The sequence below is a fragment of the Streptomyces peucetius genome (genome assembly GCF_025854275.1).
Taxonomy (GTDB): Bacteria; Actinomycetota; Actinomycetes; order Streptomycetales; family Streptomycetaceae; genus Streptomyces; species Streptomyces peucetius_A.
Genome location: NZ_CP107567.1, coordinates 7,509,486 through 7,527,812, shown reverse-complemented (window position 1 = coordinate 7,527,812; position 18,327 = coordinate 7,509,486). Strand labels below are relative to the sequence as shown.

Here is an 18,327-nt window from a genome sequence, read left to right as displayed (position 1 = left end):
GCTTCTGGCGTGCCGGGTGCCTGGTGAGGGCACTGGGCGCGACAGGTGGATGCGCGCACACCACCTTGCCCACTGCCGTGCAGGAGCACCTCGACGCCGAGAAACGTCGGTTGCCGGGGAGGGGCGCGCGCCGCAACGCCCTTGGCGGAGTCTTGAATCAGGCACCGGGCACCTCCGTCCGCATGATCACAACGGGCTCTTCGATGAACCGCACAGTCGGCAGCGTCTCGGGCACCGGCCGCAGCCACGCGGCCGGGGTGTCCGCAACCTCCTCGAGGAGCCAGTCCCGGCAGGTGCCGTCGAGTGCCAGCGGGTAGAGGGTGAGTGTGCCGTCCAGTGCGATGTGCATCCGCACGAATCCCTTGCGGTCGTCAATGGACTGCCCGGACATCTGCCACTCGGCAACCAGGCCCCTGTCCGTCCAAAGCACCCACAGGGCGAAGAGCTGGGAGCCGAGGAACGCGCCCATCACAGCAGCGACGACCAGAAGTATCGCCAGGAGCCAGAACCCGTTCCATGAGGGTGGTACCGACCGGGCCACGGCGACAGCGACGGACAGTGCCGCGACGGTGACCGCCGACTGAAACAGCACGGCGACGATCGCACCGGACGGTGCCCTGGGCCGCCGTCCGCGCAGCAGCCCGTTCCCCCAGCCGAACACGAAGGGCAGAGCGAAGAGGGCGACACTCGTGCAGAGCAGGCCGAGCAGGTCGTCGGTGCCCGCCCTACGCAGGGCGTCGACGGGATTGAGTCTGCCTTCGGCCAGCGCAAACGCGCCGCTCGTCATCAGGACGAGTACCAGCTGCAGGGCCCCGGCCAGTACGGCGAACCCGGGGTTGCGCCGCGGAAGCCAGTACCGCGACCAGGGCTTGGCGATCGCACGAGCGAGCGAGCGGGACTCCTCCGCATCGGGGTACGTGTGTTGTGTGAGGGCGAATACCGGCGGCGGGTCGTCCTTCTCCCGCATTCGCGAGGTGGCCGGCGGCAGCGGCAGAGCGTTCGGGAGCCTGTGTGTGGATGCCAGGAACGCGCCGCCCAGGCCGCACGTCACCATCTGGCGCCGCCGGGGGTCAGGAGGAAGGGCGTCGTCGGATCCGGGCCCGTCATCGGGCAACCGTTCCGCGTAGCGGGCGTAGTGGTGCTTGTCGCCGGTCAGCCACAGTCGAATGGACGCGCCCGTGTCCTCACGTATCCCGGTCGCCCGGTTGAACCGGGTCCGAATGATGTTTCGGTCGAACCAGTGCAGGGAGTTGAAGGCGTTGGGCTCGTCGTTGCTCTTCACCCATGTGGGCGCGGCGGAGCAGACGATCACGCTGTCGCCCGGCAGCAGTCGCGGCGAGAGGTAGGACTCGAAATAGCGCCGCTGCGGATCGTCGAAGTAGGAGCCGAGTTGGCTGTCCAGCCCGACGAGCCACCAGCGCTGGGGCAGCTGCACGGCGAAGTAGCTCCGGGTCTGTCGGGTCTGCCAGCCGCCGATGGGCCTTCCTTGGGCGAACATCCGCAGGAACGCGGTGAGACCGTCGTACCAGTCGTGGTTGCCCGGCAGCACCAGCATGAGCGGCTGGTCCGGTGCCGAGGGGAGCGCGGCGCGGTAGGGCCCCTTCATCCTGTCCTCGTACGCTGTCGTGGACGCCACCGGGTACACCTGGTCCCCGCCGAGGACGAGCAGCGAGCCACGAGGGAGCAAGACACGCCCGGCGACGGCGAGTCGGGCCGCTGCCAGTGCGGATGCCACCGAGTATGTCGCCTCGAAGCCGTCGCCGAGGTCGGCGACGAAGTCGATCCAGATCTCCTCGGCGCCGGGATTCGCCAAGGGTGCCCGCAGGAGTTCGGCCTGCAGCGCGCCTTGTATCTCGCGCTTGTCCGCGTAGTCGGCGAACACGGCGGCCAGCCCGACTTTGACCGCCGTACGAGCCAGTTCCTTCGGTGCCAGCCAGCGCACCGGCTCCTGCGGGGTGAACCGTAGCGCCGCCGCGTGTTTGCGCAACTCATGGACGTCCACGATGGCTCCTCCGTTGGCCCGGATCCCTCACACGGGACGTGTCGTCGCCGTTCGGCGTCACGTGGCAGCACGGCCATCGGTCACAGCGGTGACCAGGGCAAGAAGTCCTGCGCGTACACATCCCACAGTTTGCCGAAGAAGAACTGCCCGAAGCGCCCCAGCGTTGTCGCCTTGCCGGGGAGCGATTCCGCTTCGACCCGGAAGGTGGTCAGTTGCTTCAGGAAGTCGGTTGGGCGGATGCGCACAGCTCCCGAGGCCACCAACTCTGCTCCGGACTCTTCGTCGGCGTCGACATGGCCACGAACAATGCGCGTGTAGAGGACGGACGTGTCCTTCCAGATCCCCCGACGAGAATCCTCATTGACGTCCTTGTACCCACTGAGCGTGAGCCGGTGACCGGCTCGGTCGGTGAAGAACAAGCGATAACACATCCGAAGGTGTTCCGGATCGGAGTGTTCCACGAACATCTGGAAGGTTCCTCGCTCGACCGGAAGGCGTCCGCCCAGCTTCTGGCAGACGATCTCTCCCTGCAGTGAGGCTTCATGCTCCGGACTGACGATGAAACGGTCCACACCCTGAATGTCGATGGTCAGGTGCAAGGCCATGTCAGCGGCTGCTCCACCCTCCGACAAGGCCCCCTTCCGGTAGTCGTTCTCACCAAAGGTGACGCGGCCGACCATGTGTTCGGTGAATCGAATGCGGGTCGGGTCGGCGGGGCGGTCCGGAGGGGCGCTGGGCTGCCAGGGAATCCCCTGGGCCGTGCACCACTGGCGAGCACGACGGACTCCGAGTTCCACGGCCTGGGTAAATCGGTCTCTACTGAAGTTGATCAGGTAGTTCAGTGGAACCTCGGCGCTCAGCAGCCTGACCTCGATCAGGCGTCCGAACTCTCCGTTATCTCCGTTGCGGATGGCCGCGTTGCTGACCTCGATCCGACGCAGCCAATGCTGCAACTGGCCGTTGGCCGCGGTTTCGATGATGTGGAAGTAGTTGGCGACGAAGCCGTCCCGCCAGCGGTGCCGGCGGCTGACCGTCCAGATGATCCACAGTTCGTCGCAGCCTCGCCGAATCGCCTCCTCGACGTTCCCATCGGTCAGATAGACCGGGTCGATGTAGGTCTGCCCGTCGATGACGACTGGAGGGAACCACATGGGCAGCGACACCCCGGCACAGAAGCGATCCTCGTCCATGCGGTCGGCGGTCACTGTCTCCAGTTCATTGGCGCTGAAGTTGTAGAGGTTGAAGGTGGCTTCCCGATCGGTGGCCCGGATTCTCTCCCAATCCAGCCCCCAGTCCGGGAAGACGCGACGCCGATAGCCGTCCAGCGTGAACAGGGAACGGGCGTACGGCCCCTTCGGCCACTCACGCCAGTTCGGGGTGACGCCCTTCAAAGGAGAGAGACTGCGCCAATTGTCCGCAATCTCATGCCCGGACTTCCCCTGGCAGTACATCGCGAGGTTGAACACACCTCCGCTGGCGCCGTCGACATGGTCGAATTCCAGCTCGGCCTCGTCGAGCAGGACCTGGAGGACCCCCGCCTGGAAAGCCACCTTCAGCCCGCCGCCGGCGAGGATGAGAGATCTGCGCGGAGATCCGCTGCGGGGCTCGGTGGCCTGTCCGGTCGTCATGAGGGCCTCGTAGGGTTCTTCCGGTGATCCTCGATGATGCGGTCTGCCGACCGGTCGGCCAGCGCCGCGATGGTGAGCGAAGGATTCGGGCCCACAGGACCGGGCATCACCGAGCCGTCGGCGATCGACAACCCCGGACAGCCGTACACGCGCCCGAAGGAGTCCACCACGCCTTCCTGCACATTGCGTCCCATCGGCGCGCCGCCCACGGGATGCACCGTGATGAGGCGGTTGAGCCACCACAGGGGATTCGAGGCGTAGCGTCCGCCCAGGCTGTGTGACACGCGCTCCATGGTCTCGTTCATCTGGTCGAAGTATTGATCGGAGGCGGCGAGATGCCAGTCGAGGTCCAGATGTCCGTCCCGGAGGAACATCCGCCCGTTGGGGACATCCCTGCCCATGCCGAGCAACGGTAGGGAAGTCGCAGTGAACAGCCCCTTGCCCATGGCGTCACCGAGCTGTCGCCCCACACGGCTTCGGGCGGTTCTGGTCAGCTGCGACCACGCTCGCCGCAGCAGGAACCGCCCGACCCTGTGGGACATGGTGAGCACATTGTGCTCGACGAGCCAGTTGAGGAATTCCGGGTAACCGGCATCCTCGATGTAGAAACCCCGGCCGGTCTCACCGTTCGCCTTGCGATCCATGAGCATCGCACTCGTGATGACCGGGCCGAAACTCGGCTCCAGCATGCGCGGCACAGTCTCCCCGTTCCGGTCCTGACGCCTCTCCCGTGCTGTGAACACCAGCCCGAGAAAGTCCCCGTTTCCGGAGAAATGAGTACCCACCGCCGGGCTGAGTGCAGGAAAGGCGCTGCGGTTCCTGAGCAGCAAATAGGCCGTGCCGAGCGTACCGGCAGAGAGAATCAGCCGTCTGGTCCTGACAGTGCGCCGCACGGGAGGAGCGAGCGGATCTCCGCCCCCGGCGGCGCCGTGCTCGATGTACGAGACCAGGAACCCCTGTCGGATCGGTTCGAACGAGCGGACCTCACAGAGGGGCCTGATATCCACCCCGAGCCGGTCTGCGGCGCTGAGGTAGGTGAAATCCAGGCTGTTCTTGCTGCCGAAGTTACAACCCAGGTCGCATTCACCGGTAAGTCTGCACGTATAGCGTGGACTGTGGTGCAGATTGTGTTCACCGCCCTCGATGGGAACGCCGGGCACCGGGGGGTCTCCGAAGGAGACGGCCAGCAGCGGAAGCTCCCACGGAAGACCCAGCCGCGAGGCCGCCTGCTGCATGGCGACGGTCTTGGGTGTTTCCTGGTAAGGCTTCACATCGAACGGGTACCGCTGTGCACCCAGCATGGTCTCCACGCGATCGTAGTGAGGATCGAGATCCTCACGTGTGACGGGCCAGTTCTCGTAGCCGCCGTCGAACGACTCGTGCACGAACCAGCTTTCCGGCTTGCGAATCAGTACATTCGCATAGATCAACGAGCCTCCGCCCAGCCCGCTCGACACAAGGGCGTCGAGCTTCGAGAAGCTCCACATGTCGTACATCCCGTACAGGTGGGAATCCGGATCCCAGAAGTTCTTGGCCGTGTCGTGGGGACTACGTGGAAAAGACCCGGGCGGGAATCGCTTTCCTCTTTCCAGAAGGCATACGCGCAGGTCGGCCTCGGCCAGGCGAAATGCGGTCACGGACCCGCCGAAACCCGACCCGACGACGACGGCATCGAAGACGTCCACGCTCGCCACCTCTAGAAGTCGAAGCCCAGGACCTTGACTTCCCCCGCATGCGACTGCTGCACGCACGACCTCTTTCAATGGTTCACCCACGTGTGGTGACGCGCACGTCGTAGCGTCGGCCCGCAGCCTCAGGCGCCGCGCAGCCACCGCGACGCGGCGAGTGGCAGGGCGCCTGCCGGGCCAGATCCCAGGTCAGGCGCCCTGCTCCGTGCCGCTAGAAGAAGCCGAGCTCCTTCGAGGAGTACGACACCCAGGTCTTTCGCCTGCTGGCAGTGGTCCAGCATCATCTTGTGCGTCCCACGCCCGGCACCCGACTGCCTGTAGCCGCCGAACGCGGCATGCATCGGATAGGCGTGGTAGCAGTTGGTCCACACCCGGCCCGCGTGGGAGGCCGTGCTGCCGTCCCTCGTCTTCCGCCCACGATCGTCAGTTGCCGACTGCTGCCTGTGCCGGAAGGGTGACGATCATCTTGCCGGTGTTGTCGCCGCGGAGCATGCCGAGGAATGCCTCGACGTTGTTCTCGATGCCTTCCACCACGGTCTCCTCGTAGTGGAGCTGCCCGTCACGGATCCAGCCGCCGACCTCGTGTACGAACTGCTGTTGCAGGTCCTTGTGGTCCGAGACGAGAAGGCCGCGCAGGGTGAGGCGCTTGCCGATGGCGAGCGCGAGGTTGCGCGGGCCGGGGGTCGGCGCCGTCGCGTTGTACTGGGCGATGGCGCCGCACAGCGCTGCGCGGCCGTGCACGGTGAGGGCGCCGATCGCGGCCTCGAGGTGATCGCCGCCGACGTTGTCGAAGTAGACGTCGATGCCGTCGGGGGCCGCGGCCCCGAGTTGCTCGGCGACCGGCGCCTTCTTGTAGTTGAAGGCGGCGTCGAAGCCGCACTTCTCGAGGAGCAGTTGGACCTTCTCGTCCGATCCCGCACTGCCGATGACCCGCTTGGCGCCCTTGAGCCGGGCGATCTGCCCTACCTGGCTGCCGACCGCGCCGGCCGCGCCGGAGACGAAGACGGTGTCGCCCTCGTGGAACTCCGCCACTTGCAGCAGGCCCGCATAGGCGGTCAGTCCGGGCATGCCGAGGACACCGAGGTACGTGCTCAGCGGAGCGTTCCCGGCGTCGACCTTCACGGCGTCCGCCGCGTCGAGGAGCGCGTACTCCCGCCAGCCGAGTCCATGCAGGACGTGATCACCCACTGCGACAGTCCCGGCGGGGGAGCCGTCGCCCACGGCGACGACGACGCCGACCGCACCCCCGTCCATCGGCTGGTCCAGCCGGAAGGGCGGGACGTAGGACTTCACGTCGTTCATCCGGCCGCGCATGTACGGGTCGACCGACAGGTGCAGGTTGCGTACGAGGATCTGACCGGAGACGGGCGCTGCGAGAGGCGCCTCACGCAGGGCGAAGTCCTGAGGCCGGGGCACACCGTTCGGGCGGGCGACCAGGTGCCATTCACGGCTGGTGGTGGGAAGGGTGTTCATGATGCGGATGTCTCATTTCTCCGTGCTCACACACGGCTGAAGGGGGATCAGCTGAGGGGCTTGGCGAGGACGGCTTTGCGGTGGCTGAAGGTCTCAAGGGAGTAGCGGCCGTGGTAGCTGCCCATGCCGCTTTCGCCGACGCCCCCGAACGGCAGGTCGGAGATGGTGAGATGCGCCAGCGGCAGGCCGAACACGAGGCCTCCCGAGGAGGTTTCGGCGGCGAGCCGCTCCCGGGTGGTGACGGAGCCGGTGAACGCGTACAGGGCCAGCGGCTTTTCACGGTCGTTGATGAAGTCGATGGCCTCGTCGAGCCCGGCCACCTCGACGATCGGGAGGATCGGGCCGAAGATCTCCTCCTGCATGACGGGCGCGTCCGGTGACACCTCGGCCAGGACGGTCGGCGCGATGTACTTGGAGTCCCGGTCGTACGCGCCGCCGGTGACCTGGCGGCCGGAATCGAGGAGGGCAGTCAGCCGGTCGAAGTGGCGCTCGTTGACGATACGGCCGTACTCCGGGGAGCCGGACACGTCCGGTCCGTACAGCTTCTCCACGGCCTTGGCCAGCGCTCCCTCCAGGGCGCGTGCGCTCTCACGGTCGGTGAGGACGTAGTCGGGGGCGACGCAGGTCTGTCCGGCGTTGAGGAACTTCCCCGCCGCGAGCCGGGCGGCGACGGTGTCCAGGTCGGTGCCGCGGTCCACGAACGCCGGGGACTTGCCCCCTAGTTCGAGGGTGACGGGAGTGAGGTGCCGGGCGGCCGCGGCCATCACGATGCGCCCGACCGTGCCGTTGCCGGTGTAGAGGATGTGATCGAAGCGCTGCTCGAGCAGGGCCGTGGTCTCGGGGACCCCGCCTTCGACCACGGCGACCGCGTCGGTGTCGAGGTACTGCGGTACGAGGCGGGCGAGGGCGGCGGAGGTGGCCGGGGCCAGTTCGCTGGGCTTGGCGACCACGGCATTGCCCGCGGCCAGGGCACCGGCCACCGGGGCCAGCAGCAGCTGCGCCGGGTAGTTCCAGGGGGCGATGACCAGCACGACGCCCAGGGGATCGTACTGCGTCCAGGCACTCGCCTCCCCGATGAACACAGGGACGGGGGCCTTCTCGGGTCGCAGCCAGCCGTCGAGATGCTCCAGGGTGTGGTCGATCTCCCGTATGACGAAGTCGATCTCTGTGCGGTAAGCCTCGGTGGCGCTCTTCCCCAAGTCGGCGTGGAGCGCCGCCGCGAGCTCCTCACCGTGCTCGGTGAGCAGGGCACGCATCCGGTGCAGCTGCCCGGTACGCCAGGCCAGGGACTTGGTGGTGCCGGTGCGGAAGGTGGCGCGCAGCCGAGCAACGAGCTCGGCGGACTGCGCGGGCGCAGGCTTGTTCATGGTTCCCTCACAGGTCGATACGTGGACGGGGGGCGCTGTCGCCGGCGCCACGGGGCAGGCCCGGGCGCCGGCGTCGGGCAAGGGGATCAGCCGCGGTTGAGGATCTCGATGATGTTCCGGGCGAGCTGCTCGGAGGAGGCGGGGTTCTGGCCGGTGTGCAGATTGCGGTCCGCCACGACGTGCGCGGTGAACGGGGCGGCGGCGTCGAAGTCGGCACCGAGTTCCACCAGGCGGTCCTGGAGCAGCCACGTGGCCTTGTCGGCGAAACCGGCCACGGTCTCCTCGTCGTTGGTGAAGCCGGTCATGCGGTAGCCGGCGAACGGCCAGCTGCCGTCCTCGCGCCGGGCGGCGAGCAGGGCCGCGGGGGCGTGGCACAGCACCGCGAGCGGCTTGCCGGAGTCCAGCGCAGCGGTGAGCAGGCGGCCGGAGCCGGCATCGGCGGCGAGGTCCTCCATGGGGCCGTGGCCACCGGGGTAGAGGACTGCGGCGTACACGTCGAGGTCGATCTCTTCCAGCTTGACCGGGTGCTCCAGGTCGGCGCGGATGGAGGCCAGGTATGCGGCGATGGCGTCGGCCTGCTCCTTGCCGCCGGTGGACTCGGCGGCGAGGCTGACGACGTCGACGGTCGGAGCCACGCCGCCGGGTGTGGCGATGGTGACGTCGAACCCGGCCTCGCGGAACAGCCGGTGTGGTGTGGCGAGTTCCTCGGCCCAGTAGCCGGTGGGGTGCAGGGTACCGTCGGCGAGCGTCCAGTGGTCGGCGCCGGTGACGACGAACAGAACTGTGGTCACAGCTGTCTCCTTCAAAGCGCGCAGGGGTCGCGCGGTGGTGGGGTGTCTTCTCGTCCGGCAAGGGGTGTGGCGGTGGTGGCGTGCGGGCAGTGGGTGGCTCAGGCGACGGTGACGATCACCTTTCCGCGGGTGTGGCCCTCCTGGTTGAGCCGCTGTGCGCCGGCGGCCTGCTCGAGCGGGAATGTGGCGGCCACTTCCACGCTGAGCTGCCCGCGCTCCGCGAGGACGGTGAGCGCCTCGAGGTCCTGGGTGTCGGGGCGGACGAAGACGTACCGGCCTCCGAGGCCGAGGACGGCGCCGTCCGCGACGGAGGCCAGCCGGCCGCCTTCCGCGAGCAGCCCGGGGGAGATCTTCAGGGCCTCGCCGCCGATGAGATCGAGCACGGCGTCGACACCCTGCGGCGCCAGGGCCTTGACGCGGTCGGTGAGGCCCTCGCCGTAGGCGACCGGCTCGGCGCCGAGCCCGCGCAGGTAGTCGTGGTTGTGCTCGCTCGCCGTGCCGATGACGCGGGCGCCGAGCGCTCGGGCGATCTGTACGGCCAGGGAGCCGACACCACCCGCCGCGGCGTGCACGAGCACGGTGTGGCCGCTGCCCACGTTCAGGGCGCGGGTCAGCGCCTGGTAGGCGGTGAGACCTGCCAGCGGGATGCCGGCGGCCTCCTCGAAGGAGAGGTTGGCGGGCTTGCGGGCGAGCGTACGGATCGGGGCGGCGACGTATTCGGCGAAGGTGCCGCGGGAGACGAAGTCCTCACGGACGTAGCCGATCACTTCGTCGCCCGGGGCGAACTCGGCGACCCCGACGCCGGTCTCCTCGACGACGCCCGCCACGTCCCAGCCGGGGATGACGGGGAAGACGGTGTCCATGACGCCGTCCAGGTATCCGGCCTGGATCTTCCAGTCGACAGGGTTGACGGAGGCGGCCTTCACACGGATCAGTACGCTGTCCGGGCCGAGCTTCGGGTTGGGGACGTCGCCGTATTCCAGGACGTCCGGGCCGCCGTAGGTGTGGTAGGTGATGGCCTTCATGGTGGTGCTCCTTGGTGCGGTGGTGCGGTCGCGCAGATCGCAGTGGTGCGGATCGGGTGGGTCGTCAGGCAGCCGCGGTGGCGGCAGCCGGCTCTGGGGCCGTCTCGGCGGCGGGCAGGTGTTTCGCGCGGGGCGCCTGCCGCTGCCGCTTCAGGCCGACCAGTGCGATGGCCAGGACGAAGGCGAAGGCGACACCGGCGATGGTGAAGCTCAGGGTGAACTGGCTCTCGGCAGGCAGCGGGGGCACTCCGGCCGGCAGGTGCTCGATGGTCCGGGAGGCGAGCAGTGTCGTGATCAGCGCACTGCCGATGGAGCTTCCGACCGAGCGGGAGATGGAGTTGATGCCGTTGGCGACGCCGGTCTGGTGGGGCGGCACCCCCGCGACGATCAATGCGGGCATCGCGGCGTAGCCGAGGCTGATGGCCGTTCCGACAGCCATTCCGGCGCCGATGACCGAGGGGGTCGAGGAGTGTGCGGCGGCCAGCCACGCGAAGCCGGCGATGCCGGTCACCGCGCTCAGGGCGAGAGTGAGACGGGGGCCGATCCTGCGGATCAGCAAGCCGCCGAACTGGGCGGCGACGAGGGAGGCGATCGTACTGGGCAGCAGGTACTCGACGGAGGCGCGGAGCACGGATGCGCCGAAGCCGTAGCCTGCGATGTCCTGTGGTACCTGCGCCAGGTAGGAGACGCCGAGGAACTGGGCGAACATCCCGAATCCGACGAACAGGCCCGCGAGATTGCTGAAGAGCACCGGGCGGTGGAGGAACATCTTCATGTCGACCATCGGCTCGCGCACGCGGCTCTCGGTGAAGGCCCAGACACCGGCCATGACGACCGCTCCGGCGAAGCTGCCCAGGGTGCGGGCGGACGTCCATCCCCACTCGTGGCCCTGGGAGATCGGCAGCAGAAGCAGGACCAGGAAGAGCGCGAGGGTGAGCGCGCCGAGGAGGTCGGTGCGCCCGCCGGTCCTGGTGCGGCTTGCCGGTACGAGGAGGACGACGGCGAGAAGTGTGACCAGGGCCAGCCCGGCGGCCAGCCAGAAGACGGGGTGGTAGTCGGCGTTGTCGCCGCGGGTCAGCAGGCCGGTGGTGACCAGCGCGAAGCCGCTGCCGAACGCCAGGGTGCCGCTGACCAGTGACATCGCTCCGGGCAGACGGTGGGCGGGGACCTCCTCGCGGAGTACCGACAGCGCGAGCGGGAAGATCGCCGTGGCGGCGCCCTGGAGAACTCGGCCCACGATCAGCCAGAGGAGCGAGTCGGTGGTGGCGGCCAGGACCGAGCCGGCGATCATCACCACCAGGACGCCGATCAGGGTCGGCTTCTTCCCGTGCTGGTCGCCCAAGCGGCCGAGCAGGGGGGTGAAGACGGCTGCGGAGAGCAGGGTCGCGGTGGTGACCCAGCTGACCTCGGCCGCGCTGCTGCCGAGGCTGCTACCGATCAGGCCGAGGATCGGAATCACCAGTGTCTGCATCATCGACACGACCATGGCGGCGAGGCTCAGGACGAGGACAACTGCGATCTCACGTCGGCGTCGGCCGGGCGGCGGGGCAAGGGTTTGGGACACGGGCGCTCTCTTCGGGGCGGGGCGAGGGGCCGGAGCCGGTGAAGGGACTCAGCTCGAACAAGTAGATGCTTGATGCACTCAAGCGATGAGAACGACCGTAGAGGTCAATGGTTGAGGATGTCAAACTTTGAGTTCTCACCTAGACTGGAGCCATGTCCCGCACCCCCGCCGCGCACCCGGCCTCCGAGACCCCAGCCCCGCAGGGCAGCGACCCCACCTACGTCGAGCTCCTTGAGCGCCTGGCACGCGCCGCCGCCGGCTACTACCGGGACCTCACCGCGGCGGCCGCGGTACAGGGGCTCACCATGACGCAGGCCAAGATGCTCATCCAGCTGCGACAACCCACTCCCATGCGTGCCCTCGCCGGGCTGCTCTCCTGTGACGCCTCCAACATCACGGGGCTCGTCGACCGGCTGGAGACCCATGGACTGGTGTCCCGGCAGCTCGACCCTGCCGACAGGCGAGTCAAGAACGTGGTCGCCACGGAGGAGGGCAGGGAGGCCGTCCGGCGGATCCGCGCCGATATGCGGGCCACGTCGGCGGCCTTCGCCCGCCTCGACGACGAGGGCCGTCGCAGCCTCTACGAGCTGCTGGGACGCCTGCACCCCGACGAGACGGCCTGATCACGGCCTGGATGCCACGCGCCTGATTCCGCCGCCCACACACAGTGGCGGCGATGAGCCGTCCATGCCCTGCGCTGGAAGCCAGTCTCGCGGTGGGGGACTATCGACGCCCATCTTCGCTTCGTATGGTGCCCGTATGGGCAGGGACAGGGCGCCCCGGCTGAGGCTGGTCGTGGTCAGGACGACGACACCGGGCCACGGCTGTGCCGTGGGTGCGGCGGTCCGCTGATGCCCCCGGCGAAGGCGACGGCGGTGTTCTGTCCGTCCGCGTGCCGATCACGGCACTGGCGCCGGATGCGGCGGGCGAGGGCGAGAACCGAGGCGGTCCAGGCCGGCGCAACGTCCAGTTGCCCGGAGTGCAGCACATCGTGGACGGTCGGGGTCGAACGTCCTGCCTCGGCAACGTACTGCTCTCCCCGCTGCCGCACCGGGCCTGCCACGGGCTGCGCACGGAATGGCGCGAGGTGTGAGCCCGCGCATCCGGCGGGCATGGGGCCGCTTCATGCGCCGGGGCCGCACGCCCTTTCCGACGGCCTTCGGCCACCAGATGGTGCGGAGTGAAGGTCTGCCAGGGCGAGTTGACGGCATGCAAGGGTGCCGCATCCTGGCCCGCCGGAGGTGAGTTTGGATGTCCCCGATGGTCGGCAGTGTGACCCGGGACCGGTACGACGAGCTGGTCAAGCTGGGGCGGGACCGGGTGGCCACGATGAGCAGCGTCCAGTGGCGTCTCGGGGACGCGGCCGTGGAGATCGAGCCGATGCGCTCGAGCGACCTGTTCGCCTGGGGCGCGCTCGTGACCCAGGCTGCGACCGGCCGGCTCCCCTTCGGCGCTGGCGCTCCCGAAGGAGTTGCCTCGCGCCTCACGCCGGGCAGACCGCCCCTCAATGGCAGTCGCCACGGCCGATGCTGCTTCATCGGCGGCATCCTCGTGAACTCGGCGACTCGCATCATGATCTGGCACGTAGGCGCGGTCTCGCCTCGAGCTGAAGGGAAGGCGAGAGGGCATGTTGTGGACTACCCACAATCCGCCGGATCGGCGTAGACGCGGAGGCGGCCGTTGCGCATCACTCGCGACGCAACACACGCCACGCCCCTGCACCGACTACGAGACCGCCCTGCCGACGCAGCGCCGGCCGACTCGCCCTTGGCGCGACGACAACGCGTGGACCACCATCAGGTGAACTGACTACCCGTCAATAAAGATGCGGCGGCTATGACCCGACCAGAAGCGGAGGATTCAGAAAGTCAGCCCACCTGACGCCGGGACGGGAAAACGCTCCAGGTCAACGCACCCTCCCCCGCGCCTTCAGCGGCGTCGCGGGCAGCTCCGGGGCCGGGAGCGGAGGGCCGTCGTAGCCCTTGACCTCGCCGAAGCGGGTGCCGTTCATCCAGTCCTCGCGGGCCTGTGCGATGTCCTCCTGGGTCCGGCCGATCCAGTTCCAGAACATATCGCGTTGCAGGCGCCTTTCCGCAGGTCAGGCACTCTGTGGGTCGCTGACGGTCAGCAAACCGTCAGCATCGGTACCCCAGGAGTCCCCGGAACATGGCGGCCAAGAAGCTCCCGCGAGGAATGGGCAAGTTCTTCAAGGACTGCGAGCACACGCCCTCACGGTGGACGAAGTGCCCACACCTCTACCAGATCCGCTACCGGAGTGCGAGCGGAAGGCAGGTTGAGGAGTCCGGCTTCGAGACCCAGGACTTGGCCATCGACCGATTGACCAGTGTTTACAAGGCGAAGAATGCCGCTCCACGGAAGCAGGCGAAGAGCGAGCGCATCGAGAAGTACGGAAACATGCGGTTCCGGGAGTACACCGCGGAGAGGAAGGCCGGCCAGCGCCATCTCGCCGCAGCCTCGGTCAGCCACCTCGATACGCTTCTCCAGCACCACGTCTTCCCCGCCTTGGGGAGCCGTCGGATGGGCACGTTCGACCACAAGGTGGTGGACGGCTTCATCCGCACCATGGAGCGCAACGGCGCAGGGCTGGCAGCACAGTCGAACGCGTATGACAAGCTGAAGTCGATACTCCTTGACGCACATCGTCTGGGCCTCTTCGAGGACAACCCCCTCCTGGGCGTCAGGCCACCGCAGTACGACCCCAAGCGCGCCGTCATCCCCTCACCCGCACAGCTCCGGAGCGTGCGCATCGCTGGCGACGACGCCTTCCTGCTCGTGGCCGACCTGATGAGCGGCTGCGGGATGCGCAATGGCGAGGCCGCGGCAGTCAACATCAACAACATCGTGGCCGACGACGTCTACCGCATCACCGAGCTGGTGAACCAGAGCACCAAGACGTACGACCGACTCAAGCACCGCAAAGCCGGCGAGTACCGCGACGTCCCGCTCCCGGCGCGCACGAAACGCACCATCGAGCGGTACGCCGACAAGTACGGCACGTCAGACGGCTACCTGCTTCGGCACTCCAAGAACCCCAGCATCCCGTTCCAGCCGTACCTTCTGCAGAACCAGCGGGGTCTGTCCAATCAACGGCTGATCTTGGTTGTTGAGGTATCAGTGGCTGGTGGGGGTGAGGCGTCCTTCGAAGGCGATCTGGAAGGCGTTCAACGGTGCCTTCCAGCGCATTGTTCCCTGTCTTCCACGGTAGGGCTTTACAAGTGTCCTCGAAACCATCCTGCGGGGCGACGGCTACGTGGCCGGCTTCCCTCTCCTGCGGACCGGCCGCAATCATCCTGGGTGGCGAGACGCGCCCCCACCGGTTCCGTGAGTGCCTGTGGCCCGAGCAACACCGACAGCGCTCGGTGGCCCGCCGAATACGCAACTCCCACGGTCCCAGCCGTCGGCAGGCAGCCGGGACCGGAATCGTGAGGTGACTGAACCGACTACGCGCGATGAAGGGGACCTCTTGGGCTCCCGTCGCGGTCAGGTTCCTAGCATGTGCACATGGTTGCCCGTGATACCCAGCAGTCCGATTCGGGAGGGGAAGCAGTGTCCCGAGACGACGCCGAAGCCCGCAGTGTCTCTTCCCCACCGACGGTCAAAGGACGCGACTCGACCGGCCTTTCCTCGGGATCGCGACGAGACGGGGCAGCCGAGGACTCCCGCCCGGTGGCCGACCTGGTCGAGCGTGCAGCCGCTCTGGTGGAACCCGTCAAGCCGAGGCTGCGCGGCTGGCTTCACGCCGGCATGGTCCCAGCATCGCTGGCAGCGGGCATCGTCCTCATCTGCCTGGCAGGGACGCCACAGGCCGTGCTGGCCTGCACCGTGTACTCCGTCACGGCCTGGCTGCTGTTCGGGACCAGCGCCGTCTACCACCTCGGCACCTGGGGTCCACTCGGCGAGGCCGTTCTGCGCCGCCTCGACCACGCCAACATCTTCCTGATCATCGCCGGCACGTGTACCCCGCTCGCCGTGCTCCTGCTCTCCCCGGACCAGTGGTCGGTCCTGCTGTGGATCGTGTGGACGGGCGCCCTGGTCGGCATCGCCTTCCGTGTCCTGTGGGTCGGAGCTCCCCGCTGGTTGTACACCCCCTGTTACCTGGCTCTGGGCTGGGCGCCCGTGCGATACCTGCCCGACTTCCTGCACAGCGGCGGGGTGGCCGTGGTCTCCCTGATCGTGACCGGCGGGCTTCTCTACAGCGCGGGCGCCGTCGTCTACACCCTCCAGCGCCCCAACCCCTCACCCCGCTGGTTCGGCTTCCACGAAGTCTTTCACGCACTGACAGTGGCAGCCTTCACCGCCCACTACATCGCCATCTTTCTCGCCGCTCACTGAGCGGCCGAAGTGCGGGCCGCCTCACCCACTCGCCGGCCATCCGGAGGGCCGCGTGACGTTGGCCCCTACCGTCAGAACACGGTGGGCCTACGTCGGCGCGAGCGCAGTATCGAGCGCACCAGCAGGTACATCACGGCGACGACGAGAAGCAGCACCCCGGTGGAGAGCAGGTACAGCGTTCCGTCCACGACAGCGCCGATGACGATCAGTGCGATGGCGCTGCTGAGGAGAATCAGGAAGAGAAACATCGCGCTACGCCTCCCTGCGGCAGGGCGGCCTGGTGAAGACTCGACCACGGGGGCTGCGTCGGCTCGGAGCGGAGCCGCCTACCAGTAATGACGGCGTCCGCCGACCGCGTGACCGACCGCCCCGAGGATCCACAGGATGACCCCGATCACGACCAGGACGATCCCGATCGTCCACAAGATGGAAATGCTGGCCACGAACCCAATGACGAGCAGGATGACCCCGAGAATGATCATGGTGACCTCCAGCCTCGCAGGTACCTCGATTCCAGGGTAGGCGCAAGCCGCCGAGGTGGCCTGTCAGGCTGTCACTCTCCTGCCCTTCCCGCGTGTATGAACAGAAGCCGTCTGATCGGCAAGCCGATCAGGTGCGATGTGACGGCCGCGGCGACCGGGAGCCGGCGGGTGGGATCTCCCTGGATACGGCGGAGAATTCTCAGTCGACCCGATGGGCGCGGTGGCGGACTTCCCGGAGGCTGACCTCCGCCGGGAGGCGGTCCAGACCGAGCGAGTCCCGTGCGCGTGCGAGCGTGTCCCGGTCGAGTCGGTCCAAAATCCGTTCCGGTTCCGCGTGAGGCTCCAGCCACAGTCGCATTCGCGCGACCGGGGCGGTCCGTCGGCCCCTCAGGCGCACCCGTGCCCGCGCGACTCCGTCCAAGGCTTGCGCGTCTTCCTCGATCACGTCCTCCAGTGCATGGCCGTCGAGTCGGGCCGCCGTCCCGTCCTGGCTGTCGACAAGGACCTGATGCAGCCGGTCTTTGCGCAGCAGTGTCCAGAGCCACCACAGCAGCAGCACCAGCAACGCGGCGAGCACCGTGATGACGGTCGGCCACCACCAGCCCCCCGCCCGCCACCGCAGGCGCCCCTCGCTGCCCAGGACGACATCGGCCGGGCCGCGAAAGCGCCACCAGCCCGGCACGTCGAAACCCCATCGGCGCTGCAGATCCAGACCACCCAGTAGCACGCCGCCGCCCAGAGCGAACAACCCGAGGCCGAGCAGCCCCAGCAGCACCCGGTTCGCTGTCTTGATCAAAGCGGTGGAGCCGCTTTCCGTGCCGGCGCGGTACCTGTGCGAGGCCGACCGGATTCATATCGCGGACCGGCTGCGGGAGAACGCCACCGTCCGGGCGATCGCCGCCGAGCTCGGCCGCAGTCCGTCCACGGTCAGCCGGGAGATCCGACGCAACCGCCACCCTGGAAGCGGTCAGTACCGGCCCTTCGCGGCCCAGGCCCGGGCCGATGAACGCCGCCCCGCCCCAAACCCCGCAAGATCAGCCAGAACCCGGAACTGCGGGCCGTCGTCCAGGCCGGCCTGGACGAACTGTGGAGCCCCGAGCAGATCTGTCAGGCTCTGCGCAGGCAGTTCCCCGACCGGCCGGAGACGCACGTGGTCCACGAAACCGTCTACCAGGCCCTCTACCTGCAAGGACGCGGAGAACTACGGCGAGAGCTCGCGGGCGCACTGCGCAGCGGACAGGCCCGCCGCAGGCCGCAGCGCCAGGCCCACCAGCGTCAGCCCCGTTTCACCGACCCGATGGTCATGATCAGCGAGCGGCCGGCCGACGCCGAGGACCGGGCAGTGCCCGGCCACTGGGAAGGCGACCTGATCATCGGCAAGGACAACGGCTCGGCGATCGGCACTCTGGTCGAACGCGCCACCCGCTACGTCATGCTCGTACACCTGCCCAACGGCCGCACCGCCGAGGCCGTCCGCGACGCACTCCAGCAGACCGTCCAGCGGCTTCCCGCCCATCTCAAGCGGTCCTTGACCTGGGACCAGGGTTCCGAGACGGCTGCCCACCGCTCGTTCACCCTCGCCACCGACGTCCCGGTCTACTTCTGTGACCCGGCCAGTCCCTGGCAGCGCGGCTCCAACGAGAACACGAACGGCCTGCTACGGCAGTACTTTCCCAAAGGGACCGACCTGTCCCCCCACAGCCGCGAACACCTCGACACCGTTGCCGCCCAGCTCAACGGCCGCCCACGCAAAACGCTCGACTGGGAAACCCCAGCCGAGCACCTGCAAAACTCCTCGCGGCCTGAACAACCGACCACGTGTTGCAACGACCCCTAGAAACCGCCGTTGTCGCCGCGCGGGCGCATCGCACCAACGGCGACGATGCGGGTGCGCCGTTGCTGCGCCGCATCGCCTTCCCAGCAGACCGTAGAGGCAGCTGGCACATCAGCAGTC

General features: G+C 68.1%; 15 protein-coding genes and 3 pseudogenes. 5 read left to right on the top strand and 13 right to left on the bottom strand.

Annotated elements, in window-relative coordinates; all coding sequences use genetic code 11:
* Positions 1-157 precede the first annotated feature (157 nt).
* The 9 genes and pseudogenes from OGH68_RS33970 to OGH68_RS33930 all read right to left on the bottom strand — a co-directional run bounded on the left by OGH68_RS33970 (position 158) and on the right by OGH68_RS33930 (position 11,538).
* Positions 158-2,002 (bottom strand): hypothetical protein, encoded by a 1,845-nt coding sequence (locus tag OGH68_RS33970; protein WP_264249335.1) that lies wholly within the window; start codon positions 2,000-2,002, stop codon positions 158-160.
* 80 nt (positions 2,003-2,082) lie between these two features.
* Positions 2,083-3,630: a patatin-like phospholipase family protein gene (locus tag OGH68_RS33965; protein ID WP_264249334.1), complete on the bottom strand. Its 1,548-nt coding sequence runs from the start codon at positions 3,628-3,630 to the stop codon at positions 2,083-2,085.
* Positions 3,627-5,315, bottom strand: a complete 1,689-nt coding sequence (locus OGH68_RS33960; RefSeq protein WP_264249333.1) for a GMC oxidoreductase — start codon at positions 5,313-5,315, stop codon at positions 3,627-3,629. Before OGH68_RS33960 ends, OGH68_RS33965 begins: the two co-directional genes overlap by 4 nt.
* A 214-nt stretch (positions 5,316-5,529) precedes the next feature.
* Positions 5,530-5,725, bottom strand: a pseudogene (locus OGH68_RS33955) (aldehyde dehydrogenase family protein); the annotation flags it as partial.
* A 16-nt stretch (positions 5,726-5,741) separates the two neighbouring features.
* The gene (locus tag OGH68_RS33950) at positions 5,742-6,791 is read right to left on the bottom strand and encodes an NADP-dependent oxidoreductase (RefSeq protein WP_264249331.1); all 1,050 of its coding nucleotides are present in this window, start codon (positions 6,789-6,791) and stop codon (positions 5,742-5,744) included.
* A gap of 47 nt (positions 6,792-6,838) precedes the next feature.
* Positions 6,839-8,158, bottom strand: coding sequence for an aldehyde dehydrogenase family protein (locus OGH68_RS33945; RefSeq protein WP_264249330.1), 1,320 nt, complete (start codon positions 8,156-8,158; stop codon positions 6,839-6,841).
* Positions 8,159-8,244: 86 nt separating this feature from the next.
* Complete coding sequence (locus OGH68_RS33940; RefSeq protein ID WP_264249329.1) at positions 8,245-8,949, bottom strand: type 1 glutamine amidotransferase domain-containing protein; 705 nt, start codon at positions 8,947-8,949, stop codon at positions 8,245-8,247.
* Between the two features lie 98 nt (positions 8,950-9,047).
* A complete protein-coding gene (locus tag OGH68_RS33935) occupies positions 9,048-9,974 on the bottom strand; it encodes an NADP-dependent oxidoreductase (protein ID WP_264249328.1) in 927 nt (308 codons plus the stop codon).
* A gap of 64 nt (positions 9,975-10,038) precedes the next feature.
* The gene (locus OGH68_RS33930; RefSeq protein ID WP_264249326.1) at positions 10,039-11,538 is read right to left on the bottom strand and encodes an MFS transporter; all 1,500 of its coding nucleotides are present in this window, start codon (positions 11,536-11,538) and stop codon (positions 10,039-10,041) included.
* A 152-nt stretch (positions 11,539-11,690) separates the two neighbouring features.
* Here OGH68_RS33930 and OGH68_RS33925 point away from each other — a divergent pair, with 152 nt between their 5' ends.
* A complete protein-coding gene (locus OGH68_RS33925; protein ID WP_264249325.1) occupies positions 11,691-12,161 on the top strand; it encodes a MarR family winged helix-turn-helix transcriptional regulator in 471 nt (156 codons plus the stop codon).
* Positions 12,162-12,789: 628 nt separating this feature from the next.
* On the top strand, positions 12,790-13,203 hold the full coding sequence (locus OGH68_RS33920) for a hypothetical protein (protein ID WP_264249323.1): 414 nt from the start codon (positions 12,790-12,792) through the stop codon (positions 13,201-13,203).
* Positions 13,204-13,444: 241 nt separating this feature from the next.
* Here the strand turns inward: OGH68_RS33920 and OGH68_RS33915 are convergent.
* Positions 13,445-13,609 (bottom strand): annotated as a pseudogene (locus tag OGH68_RS33915) (pirin family protein); the annotation flags it as partial.
* 95 nt (positions 13,610-13,704) lie between these two features.
* Between OGH68_RS33915 and OGH68_RS33910 the strand changes: the two are divergent.
* Positions 13,705-14,985, top strand: a complete 1,281-nt coding sequence (locus OGH68_RS33910; RefSeq protein WP_264249322.1) for a site-specific integrase — start codon at positions 13,705-13,707, stop codon at positions 14,983-14,985.
* Positions 14,986-15,060: 75 nt separating this feature from the next.
* The gene (gene trhA / locus OGH68_RS33905; RefSeq protein ID WP_264249321.1) at positions 15,061-15,891 is read left to right on the top strand and encodes a PAQR family membrane homeostasis protein TrhA; all 831 of its coding nucleotides are present in this window, start codon (positions 15,061-15,063) and stop codon (positions 15,889-15,891) included.
* Positions 15,892-15,962: 71 nt separating this feature from the next.
* On the opposite strand, the gene OGH68_RS33900 is transcribed toward trhA, so the two are convergent.
* From OGH68_RS33900 to amaP, 3 genes are all read right to left on the bottom strand, one after another.
* The gene (locus tag OGH68_RS33900) at positions 15,963-16,139 is read right to left on the bottom strand and encodes a hypothetical protein (protein WP_264249320.1); all 177 of its coding nucleotides are present in this window, start codon (positions 16,137-16,139) and stop codon (positions 15,963-15,965) included.
* A gap of 78 nt (positions 16,140-16,217) precedes the next feature.
* Positions 16,218-16,373 (bottom strand): DUF6131 family protein, encoded by a 156-nt coding sequence (locus OGH68_RS33895; protein ID WP_252547627.1) that lies wholly within the window; start codon positions 16,371-16,373, stop codon positions 16,218-16,220.
* 199 nt (positions 16,374-16,572) lie between these two features.
* Entirely contained in the window at positions 16,573-17,169 is a 597-nt protein-coding gene (gene amaP / locus OGH68_RS33890) for an alkaline shock response membrane anchor protein AmaP (RefSeq protein WP_264249319.1), read from the bottom strand.
* Here amaP and OGH68_RS33885 point away from each other — a divergent pair.
* Positions 17,165-18,210, top strand: a pseudogene (locus OGH68_RS33885) (IS30 family transposase). The gene amaP and the pseudogene OGH68_RS33885 sit on opposite strands and share 5 nt — an antisense overlap.
* Positions 18,211-18,327 lie beyond the last annotated feature (117 nt).

Coding starts and splice junctions, on each gene's coding strand:
- OGH68_RS33950 (WP_264249331.1), bottom strand. CDS start 6,791: ATGAACACCCTTCCCACCACCAGCCGTGAATGGCACCTGGTCGCCCGC.
- OGH68_RS33920 (WP_264249323.1), top strand. CDS start 12,790: ATGTCCCCGATGGTCGGCAGTGTGACCCGGGACCGGTACGACGAGCTG.
- OGH68_RS33900 (WP_264249320.1), bottom strand. CDS start 16,139: ATGTTTCTCTTCCTGATTCTCCTCAGCAGCGCCATCGCACTGATCGTC.
- OGH68_RS33910 (WP_264249322.1), top strand. CDS start 13,705: ATGGCGGCCAAGAAGCTCCCGCGAGGAATGGGCAAGTTCTTCAAGGAC.
- OGH68_RS33945 (WP_264249330.1), bottom strand. CDS start 8,158: ATGAACAAGCCTGCGCCCGCGCAGTCCGCCGAGCTCGTTGCTCGGCTG.
- trhA (WP_264249321.1), top strand. CDS start 15,061: ATGGTTGCCCGTGATACCCAGCAGTCCGATTCGGGAGGGGAAGCAGTG.
- OGH68_RS33935 (WP_264249328.1), bottom strand. CDS start 9,974: ATGAAGGCCATCACCTACCACACCTACGGCGGCCCGGACGTCCTGGAA.
- OGH68_RS33895 (WP_252547627.1), bottom strand. CDS start 16,373: ATGATCATTCTCGGGGTCATCCTGCTCGTCATTGGGTTCGTGGCCAGC.
- OGH68_RS33925 (WP_264249325.1), top strand. CDS start 11,691: ATGTCCCGCACCCCCGCCGCGCACCCGGCCTCCGAGACCCCAGCCCCG.
- OGH68_RS33965 (WP_264249334.1), bottom strand. CDS start 3,630: ATGACGACCGGACAGGCCACCGAGCCCCGCAGCGGATCTCCGCGCAGA.